Source organism: Xanthomonas prunicola (assembly GCF_025266575.1).
Lineage (GTDB): Bacteria > Pseudomonadota > Gammaproteobacteria > Xanthomonadales > Xanthomonadaceae > Xanthomonas > Xanthomonas prunicola.
The window spans coordinates 3,749,009-3,764,916 of the sequence record NZ_CP096142.1 but is presented as its reverse complement, the minus strand read 5'-3'; the positions used below and the strand labels follow the sequence as shown (position 1 = coordinate 3,764,916).

At 63.9% G+C, this 15,908-nt stretch carries 12 protein-coding genes; 1 reads left to right on the top strand and 11 read right to left on the bottom strand.

Annotation, left to right across the window (positions count from 1 at the left end; all coding sequences use genetic code 11):
• Positions 1-13 precede the first annotated feature (13 nt).
• The 11 genes from M0D43_RS16175 to M0D43_RS16125 form a co-directional block, all read right to left on the bottom strand.
• Entirely contained in the window at positions 14-1,762 is a 1,749-nt protein-coding gene (locus M0D43_RS16175; protein WP_260807364.1) for a BatD family protein, read from the bottom strand.
• Entirely contained in the window at positions 1,759-3,588 is a 1,830-nt protein-coding gene (locus M0D43_RS16170) for a VWA domain-containing protein (RefSeq protein ID WP_260807363.1), read from the bottom strand. The genes M0D43_RS16175 and M0D43_RS16170 overlap by 4 nt, the downstream gene beginning before the upstream one ends.
• Positions 3,585-4,592: a vWA domain-containing protein gene (locus tag M0D43_RS16165; RefSeq protein WP_252162206.1), complete on the bottom strand. Its 1,008-nt coding sequence runs from the start codon at positions 4,590-4,592 to the stop codon at positions 3,585-3,587. The genes M0D43_RS16170 and M0D43_RS16165 overlap by 4 nt, the downstream gene beginning before the upstream one ends.
• On the bottom strand, positions 4,589-5,050 hold the full coding sequence (locus M0D43_RS16160) for a DUF4381 domain-containing protein (RefSeq protein ID WP_252162205.1): 462 nt from the start codon (positions 5,048-5,050) through the stop codon (positions 4,589-4,591). Before M0D43_RS16160 ends, M0D43_RS16165 begins: the two co-directional genes overlap by 4 nt.
• A gap of 2 nt (positions 5,051-5,052) precedes the next feature.
• The gene (locus M0D43_RS16155) at positions 5,053-6,015 is read right to left on the bottom strand and encodes a DUF58 domain-containing protein (RefSeq protein ID WP_252162204.1); all 963 of its coding nucleotides are present in this window, start codon (positions 6,013-6,015) and stop codon (positions 5,053-5,055) included.
• 20 nt (positions 6,016-6,035) lie between these two features.
• A complete protein-coding gene (locus tag M0D43_RS16150; protein WP_260807362.1) occupies positions 6,036-7,055 on the bottom strand; it encodes an AAA family ATPase in 1,020 nt (339 codons plus the stop codon).
• A gap of 970 nt (positions 7,056-8,025) precedes the next feature.
• Entirely contained in the window at positions 8,026-9,975 is a 1,950-nt protein-coding gene (locus M0D43_RS16145; RefSeq protein WP_260807360.1) for a type IV pilus secretin PilQ, read from the bottom strand.
• A gap of 19 nt (positions 9,976-9,994) precedes the next feature.
• Complete coding sequence (locus M0D43_RS16140) at positions 9,995-10,528, bottom strand: pilus assembly protein PilP (RefSeq protein WP_007974439.1); 534 nt, start codon at positions 10,526-10,528, stop codon at positions 9,995-9,997.
• Positions 10,525-11,190 carry a type IV pilus inner membrane component PilO gene (locus M0D43_RS16135; RefSeq protein ID WP_101361968.1) on the bottom strand — a complete coding sequence of 222 codons (666 nt, stop codon included), beginning with the start codon at positions 11,188-11,190 and terminating at the stop codon, positions 10,525-10,527. Before M0D43_RS16135 ends, M0D43_RS16140 begins: the two co-directional genes overlap by 4 nt.
• Entirely contained in the window at positions 11,187-11,969 is a 783-nt protein-coding gene (locus M0D43_RS16130) for a PilN domain-containing protein (RefSeq protein ID WP_101361969.1), read from the bottom strand. The genes M0D43_RS16135 and M0D43_RS16130 overlap by 4 nt, the downstream gene beginning before the upstream one ends.
• Complete coding sequence (locus M0D43_RS16125; protein WP_039409920.1) at positions 11,969-13,027, bottom strand: pilus assembly protein PilM; 1,059 nt, start codon at positions 13,025-13,027, stop codon at positions 11,969-11,971. Before M0D43_RS16125 ends, M0D43_RS16130 begins: the two co-directional genes overlap by 1 nt.
• A gap of 215 nt (positions 13,028-13,242) precedes the next feature.
• Here M0D43_RS16125 and M0D43_RS16120 point away from each other — a divergent pair, with 215 nt between their 5' ends.
• Positions 13,243-15,672 (top strand): penicillin-binding protein 1A, encoded by a 2,430-nt coding sequence (locus M0D43_RS16120; RefSeq protein ID WP_252162202.1) that lies wholly within the window; start codon positions 13,243-13,245, stop codon positions 15,670-15,672.
• Positions 15,673-15,908 lie beyond the last annotated feature (236 nt).

Here is a 15,908-nt window from a genome sequence, read left to right as displayed (position 1 = left end):
AAGCCGCCGTCAATCAAGGCGCAGGCGGATACAACGGCGCCAGCACCTCCGGCTCGGCCGCGCTCGCATGCCGCCAACGCGGCCCCTTGGCAAATGCCTCGCGCAAGGCGGTGCGCGCGCCGGTCACATCGCCATCGCCGCCCCAGCGCGCGCGTTGCATGCGCGCCACAGCTGCACGCTGCGCGGGGTCTGCCAACGCTGCCAATACTGCGTCGATATCGGCAACGCCGGCCATGCCGCAGAGCACCGCCGCCACATCATCCATGCCGCCGGTATCGAGCGCACGGCGCAACTCAGCCACGCCGTGGGTCGCGCGTCTGCCAGCAACGGGCACAGCGCTGCCATTACCGTCATTGCCGCTTGATCTACCGCTCGAAGTACCACGCCGACGCATCAACGCCCACACCAGCGTGAGGACCCACAAAAACGCAAACCCGATCGCGGCCGCGATCCAGCCCCATGCGGGGGGCGCAGACGATGGCGGTTGCAGGGCGAGCGTGCGATCCATCGTCGGCGCCGATTGATCGGGCACCGGGTTCACGGCTGGTGACGGCACAGGTGTCGCAAACGCGCCGCTGCCCGCCGCGATATCCAGCGTCAGATCGGGCAGCGACGCAGTCTTGGCTGCGCCTGCGGCCACATCCCACCATGCCACCTGCAACCCGGGAACCACCAACGGACCGGCGCGGTTAGGCACGATCGAATAGCGTCGGGTCAATCGCAGCTGCGGCGAGCCGTCCACGAAGCGTTCCTCAAACTGCGGAGGCTCGGCGAAGACCTGCGCGTCGGGCACGCTGGGCGTCGGCAATTCGGGAAACTGCGCCTGGGTGGCACCGCGCGCACTGGCTTCCACGACCAATTGCGCCGCCTCACCGGCGGTCGCCCGCTGTGGCGTGGTCGTGTAGCGCAACTGCAGGCTGCGCAACGGCAGCCACGGCTGCGGCGCGTTGGCCGGTTGCGCACGCACCTGCAGTGGAATGCTGGCACTGCGCGCACTCAGCTCACCGTTGCCGCGCCCGAAGTAATCGTCGAAAAACCCGCCCACCGAACGCCCGTTGAAGCGCGCCGGCGGCAGCAGCAGACGGCCGCTGCGCTCGGGCACCAGCAGATAGCGCCGCTCCACCACATTGTAATGGCGTCCATTGAGCACCTTGACCGAGCTGATGTCATCGCCGACGCGCTGCATCGATGCACCATCGGGAGCTTCAAGATCCAGTTCGCCCGATGCCAGTTGGTTGGCGAAGTACAACCGCACCACCACGCCCACGCTTTGCTGCACGTAGGGCTGCGGGTCGTCCACCCGGGTTTCGACGAAGGCCTCTTCATTGCCCTGCACCGCACTCGGCGCGCCGGCAGCACTGCCGGAACTGCTGGCGGCACTGTTCGCCGACCCAACCACCAGCAAGCGCAGCGGCTCGGTGCGCTCGTGGCCTACGCGGATCGCCGGTACGATCAGTTTCCCACTCTTGCGCGGGGTCAGCACCACACCGAACAAGGCGCGCACCGTCACCGAACCATTGGTCACCTGCATCTGCTGATTCGCGCTCTTGGCACCCAGCGAGAAATCGCTGCGCAGTGGCGTGTAATCCGGGTCGACGCCGCGTTGATCGGTTTCGATATTCAACATCGCCACGCCGCCGACATTGACGCTGTCGCGATCCAGCCACGCGCGCGTCACCGCACCCGCCGGCGCGCACGCCAACAGTGCAACGCTGGCCAGCATGCCGATCGCCTCGCGACGCAAGTGGTGTCTGCCGATCATCGTCCGTCCCGTTGCCTGCGTTCGTATTCCAGCCTGAATTTGGTGCGCAGCAGGCTGCCCGGATCGTCCGGCACGCGCCGCAGCCACGCATCCACCGCTTGACGTTGCCCGCGTTGCTCCGGTGTCTCGCTCGCGGCCGCGGCCTCCTGCTTGCCGCTTGCATCCGCCTGCTTGTCGCCCGCCTGCGCCATGGCCTGCTGCATCTTGCGACGCTGTGCCTCATCGGCCTGCTGCTGTGCCTTGGCATCGGCAGACTGCGGCGGCGTGTCCTGTTTGCGTTGCTCGCCCTGCCCGTTTTTGGACTGCGCCTCTTGCGACTTGCCGTCCTGAGGCGGCGCATCAGAGGGCTGGTTCTTACCGTTCTGCTGGTTCTGCCCACCCTGGCCGGATTTCGCGTCCTGCTGATTCTGGCCCGACTGCTGTTGCCCTTTCCCATCCTGACCAGATTGTTTCTGATCCTTGGACTGGCCTTTGCCGTCCTGGCCTTTGCCATCGGTGTTGTTCTGCTGCTGACGCTTACGCGCCGCATCGACCGCCGCGCGATTGGCGATGGCATCCTGCTGCTTCGGATGTTGCTTGAGCGCGCGATCGTAGGCTGCGATCGCGGCGTCGTACTGGCCCTGCCGTGCCAGCGCGTTGCCGAGGTTGTACAGCCCCTCATCGGTTGGCACCGCTTCAAAGGCCTTCTGTGCCGCTGCAAAATCACCTTTGCGATACGCCTGCACGCCGGCATCCAGACGTTGTTGCTGCACCTGATCGGCACGCTGCCACAAGGTGCCATCGGCCGCGTGCGCGGACTGCGCCAGCGGCAGCACGCAGACCATCGCCAGCACTGCCACCACTGCGCGGCGACGGAACGCCAGCAGGGCCAGCAGCATCACCGGCAGCACCAACCAATAGCCTTCGTCGAGCCAGGTTTTGCCGCCATCGGATTCGGCAGTTTCCTCGGCCAACGGCTGTTGCGACGGATCCAGCACGCCCAAGGCGCGCAGATCCGCATCGTCCGGCGCGATGCGTGCATACCGTCCACCGCCCTGCCCGGCCAGGTCGCGCAGACTGCCTTCGTCGAGCTTGGCCTGCGCAATCTCGCCGCTGGCCAGGCGATACGCTGCGCCGCGCTCGCCGCCAACGCCCAGCGCAGAGACGGTGAAGCCGCGCGAACGCGCCGTGCGCGCGGCACTTTCGGCAGAACCATCCGCACTATCGCTGACGAGCAGGATTGCGCCCTGCCTGAAGCCAGCTTGCTGCAACAACTGAGCGGCCGCATCGATGCCCCGGTCCGCACGCTTGCCGTCCACCGGCATCACCGACGGCGAGAGCGCATCCAGAAACAAGGCCACATTGGCGCTGTCTTCGGTCAGCGGCGCAACCGTGAAGCTCTCGCCCGCATAGACCAACAATGCGACCTCGCCACCGGCCCGTTTACGCAGCAGCGTCGCCAGTTTCGCGCGCGCCTGCAGCAGACGCGATGGCGGCAGGTCGGTTGCGTTGGCACTGGACGATAGATCCAGCACCACCACCAGCGGCATGCTGGATTGATACACCGGGCGCTCGATCTGGCGCCAACTCGGCCCACTCATCGCTACCACGGCCAACGCATACGTCAGTGCGGCAAGCACGAACCCCAACCATCCGCGCCGACCGCCGGAGACCAATAATTTCGACAGCAAATGCGCATCCACGCTTTGCCGCCAGACGTCGGCATCGCGGCAACGCCAGTGCCACAGCGCCGCCGCCGGCACGATCGCCAGTAGCGCCCACATCAGCATCGGACGCATGAGATGTAACGCCTGCAGCGATCCGGCCAGTTCGTTCAGCGCGTTCATCGCCACCTCCGCGGCAGCACATAGGCCACCAGCGCAATGACGATGGCCGCGCCCAATGGCCAGTAGTAGCGCTCCACGCGCGGCTGCACCGAAGGCCCGAGCCCCTTGACCGGTTCCAGCCGATCCAACTCGGCATAGATGCCGGCGAGTTCTTCAGTGTCGCGGGCGCGGAAGAAACGTCCTCCGGTCTGCTGCGCAATCTTGCGCAACCCGTCTTCGTCGATATCGTCGTTGCCGCCGGCCGGAATCGGCACGCCGAACAAGGAGTAGCTGCCACTGCCCCCGAACGCGATGGTGTGTACGCGCACGCCTTCGGCCTTGGCCAGTTCCGCGGCTTTCAAGGGATTCAGCACGCCGGCGTTGTTGACGCCATCGGTGAGCAATACCACCACGCGCTGGCTCTGCTTCTGTTCGCGCAGGCGTTTGACCGACAACGCGATCGCATCCCCAATCGCGGTTTCGCGCCCGGCCAAACCCACGACGCTATCGCTCAATTGATCGCGCACGGAGGTCAGATCCGCGGTCAATGGTGTCAGCGCATACGCACGTTGGCCGAACACCAGCAAGCCGACGCGGTCGCCGTCGCGCCGATCCAGAAAGTCCGACAGCACGGCTTTGGCGGCAGTGAGTCGGTCCACCACCTTGCCGCCGAGCACCATGTCCGGCTCGCTCATGCTCCCCGAAAGATCCACCGCCAACATCATCTGGCGCGCCTCGCGCGGTGGCTGAATCACTTCGCCCAGCTGCTGCGGACGCGCCAGCGCGGCACACAACAAAAACCAACCCAGCCACGCCAGCCAACGCGGCATTCGCAACGACGGCGCGCTTTTCGCCTGCGCTACCGCCTGCAACTGCTCCGCATACGGCACGCGTAGCGCAGTCGCATCGGTGCGACGTTGCGGCCAGAACCACATCAGCAACGGCAATGGCATCAACCACCATGCCCACGGCCAGGCACAGTGCGCCAACGCATCCTGCCACTGCGACCACTGCAACCAGTTCATCGCCGGCCCCGCATCAGCGTCACAAAGCGCTGCCGCGCCAGCGCTTCTATCGCAGGCAGATCGCTCACCGCGGGCGCACGCTGGAAGCCGCCTTCCAACACGGCCCGACCGGGGCCGTGTGAAAACGTGTGGTCCTTGCTCTTGCGACCATCCAGAAACTGCAACCACGCATCGCCCTGCAAGCGATCGGCCTGCGGATCGACCCTGCGCGCCGCGCGCCGCAACAGCACCGACACAGCCGCCAGACGCTGTGCGGGCGTGGTGGCGCGCTGTAATTCCGCATTGAAGGCAGCCAGCCAGCGGCGCTGCCGTTGACGACCGCGCCACCACCAGACCCAGGCGCCGCCGAGTACCAGCACGATGACCGCGATCACCAACCACCAGCCAGGCGCCAGCGGCCACCACGATGGCGGCGGCGGCAGATGGACATCACGCAGCGGCAGCGCTTGCGGCGACATCGTCAGCGACTCCGCACGGCAGCGCTGCCGCCCAACCAGGCATCGCTGGCGTCGTCGGTGGACAGTCGATGCAGGCGCACGCCGCGTGCCTGCAAGAGCGCGCTCAACTGATCCAGTGGCGCGACAAATTCAGCATGCCAGCGTGCTCGCCCGGCCTGCGTGGAGAGATCGATGGCGATGCGCTCGCCACGCACGTCGAAGGTGAGTGCACGTGCCGGTGGTGCAAGCTCCAGCGGATCGACCAGCACGATCACCACCACCTCGTGATGCAAGGCCAGCCCCGACCAACGCGTGGCAGAAATAGCACCGGCACTGCGCGCATCGGCCAGTACGGTCAGGCGCGCGCCGGGGCGCAACAGGCGCGCAGCATGATCCAGCGCGACATCCAGCCCCGCATCGCCGGACGGCGGCTGCGCATACCAACGCGCCAATGCATCCAGCACAGGCAATACGCCTCGCTGCCCGGAACCCGGCGCAACTGGCGCCTCGCTGGCGGTGCCGCGCAATGCTGCGATTCGGTCGCCCTGGCGCTGCGCCAACCATGCTGCGACGGCGCCAGCACGTGCGGCCTGCACTGATTTGTAACGCACGCGCGTACCGAAGAAGAGTGCGGGCGAGGTATCGGCCACGATCAGATTCAAGCGCTCGCGCTCGGCCTGAAATAACTTGGTGTGCGCTCGCCCGGTTCGCGCGGTGACGCGCCAATCGATATGCCGCGCGTCATCGCCGGCCACGTACTCACGCGACTCGGCGTACTCCATACCGCGCCCGCGCGTGGCGGCAGGCACCGGCCCCACCACCCCATGCCGGCCGCGTCCCTGTTGACCGCGATGAACTGCAGTGCCGCGCAGCGCAATCAATTCCGCGAGCGTTGGACGCAGCCCGTCGCCAGCGACAGGCGATGGGGCGGTTGCAGGGAACGAGAACGGCATCGAAGACATCGGTGTCTGGCGAGAGGGCGGCATACCTCAGCGACGCTGCCCGATCAGGGCAGCGGAATCTTTTCGAGCAATGCGGCAACCAGACGATCGCCATCCCAGCCTTCGGCTGTGGCCTCGTAGCTGGGCAGCACGCGGTGCCGCAGCACATCCGGCGCAATGGCGCGGATATCGTCCGGCGTGACGTAGTCGCGCCCGGCCAGCCAGGCACGCGCACGCGCGCAGCGCTCCAGCGCAATCGAACCACGCGGGCTGGCGCCCCACGCGATCCGCCGCGCCAGTGCAGGGTCGTAACGCTGCGCATCGCGCGAGGCCAGCACAATTTCGATCAGATAGCGTTCCAACTGGGGCGCCAGATGCACATCCAGCACCACGCGGCGCGCGGCGAAGACATCTTCCAACGGAATCTTGTCGGGCACGGTCTCGTGCTTTTCCAGCGTATCGCGGGCCGCCTCACGTGCCAGCCGGAGGATCTCCGCCTCGGCGTCGGCCTGCGGATAACCGATGCGTACATGCATCAGGAAGCGATCCAGTTGCGCTTCGGGCAGTGGGAACGTGCCCTCCTGCTCGATCGGGTTCTGCGTCGCCATCACCAGAAACAGCTGCGGCAGCGCGTAGGTGTGCCGGCCGACCGTGACCTGCCGCTCGCCCATCGCTTCCAGCAAGGCGGACTGCACCTTGGCCGGTGCGCGGTTGATTTCGTCGGCCAGCAAAATCGGGTGGAAGATCGGCCCGGGCATGAACTCGAACCGGCTATCTTGCGGGCGCCAGATCTCAGTACCGGTCAGATCGGCCGGCAGCAGGTCCGGGGTGAACTGCACCCGCGCAAAGTCCGCCTCCAGCCGCGAGGCCAGCGCACGGATCGCAGTGGTCTTGGCCAAGCCAGGCGCACCCTCGACCAGCAGATGACCATCGGCCAGCAAGACGATCAGCAGCCGTTCGACCAGCGCTGACTGACCAACGATGCGCTGTGCCAGCGACTCACGCAGCAAGGTGAATTGACGATGCAGCCGGTCCTCGGCGGGCGCGGCAACGGCTTCGGGGGGTAGCAGCGGCGGTGCGTTCATAGGCTCAGTGTGACCGATTCGAACGCGATTGGTTCACCGCGGGCCGGCGCGCTGTTCAGTTAATGATGCAATTCTATGGAATGGCTCTTTTGACGACACGCACCACGCAAACGCTCCCACATGCCACGCTTCGGAATTATTCTGCGGGGAGCCCGCAAGCTCCCCCATGTTTACCAGAAACCACTCATACCACCTGCCACCATTTATCAGGGGCAAGCCTGGCTAACCTTCGCAGAACAAGATAATCCACCCCCATTCGCTGAATACTGTCCGCCGCAAGCAAGCTCCACAGTTCCTGCGCCACTGGTTGGAATCGACTGACCTGGCTTCAACTGCCCAGTATATCCCGGAGCCTGAATCCCGCAGGTCGTTCCAGTTACACTGCCTGAAGCCTGAGTGCACTGAACGATTGCTGCAGACTTTATGGGCGCCAATCCACGTGAAGAGCTGCCGTTTCTGGCAGAGGCTAAAATAGTCTGCTCCGGCGAACATGTTGTGTCATCGATTTTTGCTATGCATGTCAACCCTCCACCGGCAGCCGCGTAGGATCCATTGCAGTTGAGAACGACAAGTCCTGGCCCTGTCGTGCCTATCGACTCACCTTGCGATACGAGGCCATTCCATCCCGGCGCCTGTATATCACAGCTTGTGCCAGCTTCTCCTCCACCTGTTGCCTGGATGCAGGTAATCAATGACACTTTTGCAGTGGATGCAGTGCCCTGGGTGCTTTGTCCATTGCGCGCGGTTGCCGTAATAGTACTACTCGAAGCAATGGCTGCATTGAAGAAAAAAAGACCGAAAATCATAACTCCAAGAGAACAGACATCCGATTTATTGTTCACGGTTCATTCCTGTTTGATGATCTGTTAGTTTTGCGCACTCACTGACATAAAAAATACATTTTTTATTGCCGACTATTCAGGCCCAACTGGATTTTTGCCAACATTTTTATTCCCGATTCAGCCAATCCTTACGGAGTAGCGCTCGCTACGCGCAGTACCTTCGGCGTCACGAACACCAGCAATTCGGCTTTTTCCTTGCTGCGTCCGCGCTTTTTGAACAAATTACCCAGGAACGGGATGTCGCCCAGGAACGGCACCTTGGAGACGCTCTCGCGATCGGTGAATTCGTAGACACCACCGATCACCACGGTTTCACCATCTCCGACCAGCACGGCGGTATTGATCTCCCGGCGATTAATCTCCGGCACCGTTCCATACAATGGCAAATCGATGAGCCGTGCAACCTCGTCCTTCTTGACATTCATGTTAAGAAAGACCCGATTGTCATTGGTGATGGTTGGCGTCACCTTGAGCTCAAGCAGCACTTCCTTGAACTGTACGTTGGCCTGCGAACCGCCGCCCGCACCACCGCCGCTGATGGTCACATAGCCGATCTCCCGGCCTTGCTTGATCACGCCCTCGCGCTGATTCGCGGTAACGATGCGGGGGTTCGATACGACTTCGCCACGTCCCTCTTGCTGCATCGCCGACAACTCGATATCTAGATTGAAATTGGAACCCAGCAAGGTGTAGGCGAGGCCGCCAGGCGTGTTGGTGGTGAATCCACCGCCTGCGCCGAGATTGACATTCAGTCCGGACGGGAACAGATGCGCAGGCAGCGTGGTACTGGTGCCTCCATTGGCGATCTCGTTGGCCCTCTGCGCAGAAGTGTTCAAATAGTTGGTGTTGCTCTCGAGCGAACCACTGAGAATGCCACGACCTGTCGCGCCGGTGATGCCAAAGCGGGCGCCCAAATCACGCGCGAACGTATCGGTCGCAATGACGATCCGGCTCTCGATCAGCACCTGATCCACCGGGCGATCGATATGTGAGATCAGTTCGCGCATCTGCGCGACCTTCTTCGGAATGTCGCTGATCATCAAGGTATTCGTGCGCTCGTCGGCAACCAAACGGCCGCGCGGCGACAGGAAGCCATTGTCCTGCTGCCCGGCACCACCTTGTCCACCCTGACCACCGCCACTACCACCACCGCCGCCAATCCCCTTCGCCTCGGTCAGCGCCTTAAAAATGACTGCCGCATTGTGGTAATTGATCTGCACATAATCGGTGATCAAGTCCTCACGGTTCTCGATCGCGATGCGGGCGTCTTCCTTGTCCTGCTCGAACTTGGCCAGTTCCGGCTGCGGGGCGACCCACACCACGCCGCCATCGCGGCGCTTGTCCAGGCCCTTGGCCCGCAACACGATGTCCAGCGCCTGGTCCCACGGCACGTTCATCAGGCGCAATGTGACATTGCCCTGCACGGTGTCGGAGGCGACGATGTTGAGGTTGGACTCCTCGGCGATCAACTGCAGCACGGTGCGCACCGGCACGTCCTGGAAGTTGAACGTCACCGGGCGGCCGCTGTAGCCGCGCGCGGCGATCTGCGCGGCAGCCTGCGTGACTGCTGCCGGGCTCACACCGCCAACCGCCGGCTGGCCCTTGCGCGGGGTGATTTCCACCACGTATTCGTTGCCGGTCTGGTAGGCCAGCGAATCGAAGGCGCCCTTGGTCGACAACACCAGCTGCGAACCGGAACCCGACGGCTTCACTTCCACGCGCTGCACCGGCGTTGCAAAGTCGGTGACGTTGAGCGGGCGTTGCAGCTCGGCAGGCAGCCTGGCGTTGCTGATGTCCACCAGCACGCTGTCGCCCTGCGTCCGCAGATCCGGGCTCGCGCCCTGGCCGTCGAACTGCAGGATCAGACGGCCAGTGCCGTCTTCGCCGCGTTTGAAATCGATTTTGGAGACCGCCAGGCTCGCCGGAGCGACCTTGGCCGGATCGTGCGCGGGCTGAGTCAGCGCCGCCGCGGCGAATGCGCTGCCACTCGCCAGAGCCAGCGCGAATCCCAACGCGCAGGCCTGGAAGATCGCGTGGCGTCGTACCGGACGCAGCAGCTGGGCATTGGAAAACGTCATCGTGCTATCCCCTATCACTTTATTGATCATCCAATGCGAGTGCGGCCGGCCGTTCAAGCCATCCACCCGCACCGTCCGGCACAAGTTCAATCAGCTCGATGCGGTCTTCATAGACCCCGGTCACCCGGCCATCGCTCTGTCCCAGATACACACCCGGCCGCACCCGGTAGGTCACCTTGTCAGGTGCCATCACCAATGCGATCAGGCCCGACCCGCCGCCAATGGTCCCCACCATGTCGAGGGCGTCGAGCGGAAAGGCTTCCAGCGGTTCCTTGCGCCGATTCGGATCCGGACGCGTGCCGTTGCCACCTTCCGCGCTGACCCAGGCATCGCTGAACGGGTCGCGCATCGCCTGCGCTGCATATTCGAATGTCTCGAACTGCTGCATCACCGGCAATGGTTCCAGCGGCGGCGCAGGACGCGCGCGCACCTCGGCAACCCAGGCTTCCAGATTCGGCGCGTCGCCCGGTGTGCTGGTCACACCGCGCGTGCACGCCGGCAGTACTGCAATTAGCGCCACGCAGGACAGGATCTTGAGCAGTTTCATGGTCATTGGCCGCCCTTCTTCGCAGCATTAGCCGCCGCCTTCTCCTGCTCGGCCATTTCCTCATCGTCCAGATAACGATAGGTCTTGACCGTGCCGGACAGCTCCAGCGCGCCGCGCGGGCCGATACCGGCCTTGGGATCCTTGGGCTTGAGGTTGATGTCGTGCATGGTCAGGATCACCACGCGCGGCAGCGATGCCACACCGCTGACGAAGGCACCGAACTGGTGGTAGCTGCCCACCATGCGCAGAGCGATCGGCTTTTCGGCGTAGAACTCCTTCGGCGATTCCGGACCAGGCTGGAACAGCTCGTTGGACAGGCCGCTGGACAACGCGGTCTGCGAGATGTCGATGATCAGATCCGGCATTTCGGTCTTGCTGGGCAGCTGACGCAGCATCTGCTGCAGCACCTGCTCCATCTGCGCGAGCTGCTGCTTGAGCGGCTCCAGATTCACCGCGCGCCCCTGCTGGGTCTCGAACTCGGTGCGCAGCTGGGATTCGGTGCCTTCCAGGCCTTCGAGTTCATCGCGCTTGCTGCTGATCAACAGGAACCAGGCCAGCACCATGATGAACAAGCCGACCACCACGCAGAACACGATACGTGCCTGCTGCGGCCAACCGCCGATGTTGTTGAAATCCAGATCGCTGAGCTTGAATGATTTCTTACTCATGACGCCGCCCCCTCCTGCGGCCGATTGGCTGGCGCCGGTGCTGCCTGCGTCGGTGCAGGAGCAGCGGCCGGCGGCGTCGCGGGCGCGGGCGCCGCTGCCGGAGCAGCAGGCGTCGCACCGGCAGGCGCTGCACCTGGTGCTGCGGTGCCCGGCGCGGCCGGATCCACTGCGCCCGGCGCGATGCCGTTCTTGTCAGCCTCGTTCGGATTGGCCAGCTTGACCTTGAGCGTGAACACATACGGCAGCGTTTTGGTATCCATCGACGATGCGGCAGGTTGCCCGGCCTTGTCCTGGCTCTTGGCCTCGATGATCGACAGGTCCGGATTGGTCATCCAGCCCGAGCTTTCCAGGTTGCGCATGTACGCACTGACGCGCGCGTTGGATTGCGAGCGACCTTCCAGCGTGAGGATGTCGCCATCCTGCTTGATGTTGGTCAGCGCCACGCCATCGGGAATGGTGCGCACCAGCGAATCGAACAGGTGCACCATCTGCGAACGGTTGGCCTGCAGTTCCTCGATCACCTTCTTGCGGGCAAGCAGGCGGTCCTTCTTCTTATCGAGTTCCTTGATCTCTTCGTTCTGCGCCTTGACCTTGTCGATCTCGGCGGTCAGGAACGCATTGCGCTCGGTCTGGCCGCTGATCTGCGCGTCGTAATAGAACCAGATCAATGCAGACAACAGCACCCCGCCCAATGCAGCGAAGCCGAGCATCGAATAGAACTCACGCTCGCGCGCCTTCCGGCGCTCTGCGCGCCAGGGCAATAGATTGATTCTTGCCATCAGTCAAAGCTCCTCAGGGCCAGGCCGGTGGCGATCATCAATGCAGGCGCATCCAGCGCCAGCGCGTGGGCCTGGACCTTCGGACCCAGCGTCATCTGGGCAAGCGGGTTGGCCACCACGGTGGTCACGCCCAGCTGCTCTTCCACCATCTCCGGCAGGCGCGACAGCGCCGCGCAACCGCCGGCCAGCACGATGCAGTCGACGCGATTGAATTCGCTGCCCGCATAGAAGAACTGCAGCAACCGGCTGATCTGCTGCACCGTCGCCTCCTTGAACGGCTCCAGCACCTCGACCTCATAGCTTTCCGGCAAACCGCCCTGGCGCTTGGCAAGGCCGGCTTCTTCGTAGGTGAGACCGTAACGACGCATCACTTCATCGGTGAGCTGCTTGCCGCCGAAGACCTGTTCGCGGCTATACAGACTGCGACCGGAGCGCAGCACGCTCAACGTGGTCATGGTGGCGCCGATATCCACCAGCGCCACGACTGCGTCGGCAGCCACCGGCAATTCGCTGGCAACCAGGGCGAAGGCGTTTTCGACCGCAAAGGCCTCCACATCCATCACCTTGGCGGTCAGACCGCCGAGTTCCAGCGCGGACTGGCGCAGCTCCACATTCTCCGAACGCGACGCGGCCAGCAGCACCTGGACCATGTCCGGGCTGTTCGGCATCGGGCCCAGCACCTCGAAATCGAGATTCACTTCCTCGATTGGGTACGGAATGTAATTGGTGGCTTCCAGTTCGACCTGGGCCTCCATGTCGCTATCGTCCAGATCGGCCGGCATCGGGATCAACTTGGTGATCACCGCCGACCCGGCCACAGCAGCTGCCGCGTTCTTGGCCTTGCTGCCGGAACGGTTGATGGCACGGCGAATGGCTTCGCCCACCGCCTCCACTTCGACGATGTTCTTTTCGACCACCGCGTTCGGCGGTAATGGTTCCACCGCGTAGTGTTCCACGCGAAAACGGTTCCCGCTGCGCGATAGCTGCAAGAGCTTCACGGCAGTAGAACTAATGTCGACACCAATCAGTGGCGACTGACTCTTGGGTAAAAGCCCCACGGTAACTCCCCTGCCGACGGGCACTTGGACGCATGTCTGCGCCCTCGTATTAATAATCAAATTTTAACAGTTGACAAGCCCTTCACGCGCTAGGCAATGACCCGGCGACGTGACCCCAGTGCCTGTCTTCTGCGATCCCCAGAGTTCGGCCCCAGCCAAACTCGGCGTCATCTATACTCTGTGACCAAGAAATCTGCAATCGGAATCTCTCTTACATGCCCCGTATTCGCCGTTGGCTGGGCTGGATCCTGGCCACGATCGTCGTGCTCGCACTGCTTGGCGCTATTGCTGCCGGCGGCCTGTATTACGCCATTTCCTCGAAGTTGCCGGACGTGCAGTCGCTCAAGCAGGTCGAGCTGCAGGAGCCGATGTACGTCTACTCCAGCGACGGCCGCCTGATGGCCGTCTATGGCGAGACCCGGCGCTACCCCATCCAGATGAAGGACGTGCCGCTGCGCCTGAAGCAGGCCTTCCTGGCAACCGAGGATGCCCGCTTCTACGAGCACGGGGGCGTGGACTACAAGGGCATCGCCCGCGCGGTGTGGCTGCTGGCCAGTACCGACGCCAAGCGGGTGCCGGGCGGCTCGACCATCACCCAGCAGGTGGCGCGGCAGTTCTTCCTCAGTTCCGAATACAGCTACACCCGCAAGCTTGCCGAGATCCTGCTGGCACGCAAGATCGAGAGTGAACTGAGCAAGGACGAGATCTTCGAGCTGTATCTCAACAAGAGCTTCTTCGGCAACCGCGCCTACGGCGTCGGTGCCGCCGCCGAGTACTACTACGGCAAGAAGATGAGCGAATTGAGCCTGGACGAGATGGCCTCGCTGGCCGGCATCCCCAAGTTCCCATCCAGCGGCAACCCGATCAGCAACCCTGAGCGTGCGCAGGAACGTCGCGACTACTACGTCCTGCAGCGCATGGCCGACCTGGGTTTTGTCAGTCAGGCCGAAGCCGATGCCGCCAAGGCGGTGCCGATGCATGCCAAGCCGCACGAGCCGCCGGTGGAGGTGTACGCCCCTTACGTGGCAGAACTGGTGCGCCAGGAAATGATCGCCAAGTACGGCGGCGATGTGCTCAACAAGGGCTATCACGTCACCACGACCATCGATTCGACCCTGCAGACCGGTTCGGATGTAGCGATCGCCGATGGCTTGCGCGTTTACGATCATCGCCATGGCTGGCACGGCGTAGAGCAGCACTTCGATGTGGCCGCCGATGCGGAGGCGCCAGCACTGGCCAAGCACCTCGCGGGTGCGTTCACCCAAGGCGGCCTGCGCGCGGTGATCGTGGCGCGCACCAATCCCGATGGCGGGGTCACGGTCGTGCAGAGCGACAAGACCGAACTGACCCTGCCGGCTAGCGCTAGCAGCTGGACCGGCAAAACCCCGGCCAAGCTGCTGACCCGTGGCGACCTCACCCGCATCCGCGCTGGCGAAAAAGAGGGCGAATGGATCATCGACCAGTTGCCGCGCGGGCAGGCCGCGCTGGTCTCGCTGGATGCCAATAGCGGCGCCCTGCGCGCACTGGTTGGCGGTTTCAGCTTTGCCGGCAACAAGTTCAATCGTGCCACCCAGGCACGCCGCCAGCCGGGCTCGAGCTTCAAGCCGTTCGTGTATGCGGCCGCATTCGAGAAGGGCTTCAACCCTGCCTCGATCGTGCTCGATGCGCCGGTGGTGTTCCGCGACCGCCGCGGCAAGACCTGGTCGCCGCAGAACGATGGCGGCGGTTTCCGTGGCCCGATGCGCTTGCGCGAAGCGCTGGTGCAATCGCGCAACCTGGTGTCGGTACGCCTTTTGGACGCGATCGGCGTCGATTTTGCACGCAAATACATCAGCCAGTTCGGTTTCCAGGAAGCCGAGCTGCCGCCCAACCTGTCGATGTCGCTGGGCACCGCGTCGCTGACGCCGCTATCGGTGGCACGCGGCTACGCGGTGTTCGCCAATGGTGGATCGCGCGTGGACACCTGGATCGTGGATGAGGTGAAAGACCGCGACGGCAACGTGGTGTTCAAGGAAGTGCCTGCGGTGGCCTGCCGCACCTGTGCGTTGCAGGGCGGTACGGCCGCGCCGGTGAGCCAGGTAGTGGACGGGTTCAACTTCGGCGCCCAGGCGCCAGCCACGCCGCCTGCGGCTCCGGCAACCGAGGCGGCGCCGACGCCGGCACAAACCGCACCGGCGGCAATCGCCGAAACCAAGATCGCGCCACGCGCCATCGATGCGCGCACCGCTTACCAGCTGGTGTCGATGATGCGCGACGTGGTTCAGCGCGGCACCGGCACCGCGGCCAAGGTACTGGGGCGCGAAGACGTGGGCGGCAAGACCGGCTCCACCAACGATCACCGCGACGCCTGGTTCTCGGGCTTCGGCGGCCCCTACGTCACCACCGTGTGGGTGGGGCGCGACGACTTCCGCTCGCTCGGCTATCGCGAGTACGGCGGCAAAGCGGCGCTGCCGATCTGGATCGACTACATGCGCGTCGCACTCAAGGACAAGCCGATCGCCGCCAATGACCCGCCCGAGGGCATGACCCAGGCCACCATCAATGGCGCGGTCGAATGGGTGAAGAACGAAGATCTGGACCGCCTGCAGGATTACGACTATGGCCTGCAGGAACAACAGGACGAGAAGGCGTTCGATATTTTCTGACGACACGGGTTCGGGAATCTGGATTGGGGAATCGTGACAGCGCAGCTGTTCGGTTCCCCCATTTTTTGGTTACCGATTGAAAAGGGGCTGGCCGTTGCCAACTTCGCCGATGGCGGGCCGAACTGGAGAGCCGGCTGCATGTCTGCCGATACGGGGGGCAGCCGCCGCATTCCCGGCATTGGTCGTGCAGGCCCACTGCACGTCGCTAGCGCGCACACACCCTGGAGCATCGGCCG

Bases quoted from the DNA above. Each gene is read 5' to 3' on its own strand.
- M0D43_RS16175 (WP_260807364.1), bottom strand. From the start codon at position 1,762: ATGATCGGCAGACACCACTTGCGTCGCGAGGCGATCGGCATGCTGGCC.
- M0D43_RS16170 (WP_260807363.1), bottom strand. From the start codon at position 3,588: ATGAACGCGCTGAACGAACTGGCCGGATCGCTGCAGGCGTTACATCTC.
- M0D43_RS16165 (WP_252162206.1), bottom strand. From the start codon at position 4,592: ATGAACTGGTTGCAGTGGTCGCAGTGGCAGGATGCGTTGGCGCACTGT.
- M0D43_RS16160 (WP_252162205.1), bottom strand. From the start codon at position 5,050: ATGTCGCCGCAAGCGCTGCCGCTGCGTGATGTCCATCTGCCGCCGCCG.
- M0D43_RS16155 (WP_252162204.1), bottom strand. From the start codon at position 6,015: ATGCCGCCCTCTCGCCAGACACCGATGTCTTCGATGCCGTTCTCGTTC.
- M0D43_RS16150 (WP_260807362.1), bottom strand. From the start codon at position 7,055: ATGAACGCACCGCCGCTGCTACCCCCCGAAGCCGTTGCCGCGCCCGCC.
- M0D43_RS16145 (WP_260807360.1), bottom strand. From the start codon at position 9,975: ATGACGTTTTCCAATGCCCAGCTGCTGCGTCCGGTACGACGCCACGCG.
- M0D43_RS16140 (WP_007974439.1), bottom strand. From the start codon at position 10,528: ATGACCATGAAACTGCTCAAGATCCTGTCCTGCGTGGCGCTAATTGCA.
- M0D43_RS16135 (WP_101361968.1), bottom strand. From the start codon at position 11,190: ATGAGTAAGAAATCATTCAAGCTCAGCGATCTGGATTTCAACAACATC.
- M0D43_RS16130 (WP_101361969.1), bottom strand. From the start codon at position 11,969: ATGGCAAGAATCAATCTATTGCCCTGGCGCGCAGAGCGCCGGAAGGCG.
- M0D43_RS16120 (WP_252162202.1), top strand. From the start codon at position 13,243: ATGCCCCGTATTCGCCGTTGGCTGGGCTGGATCCTGGCCACGATCGTC.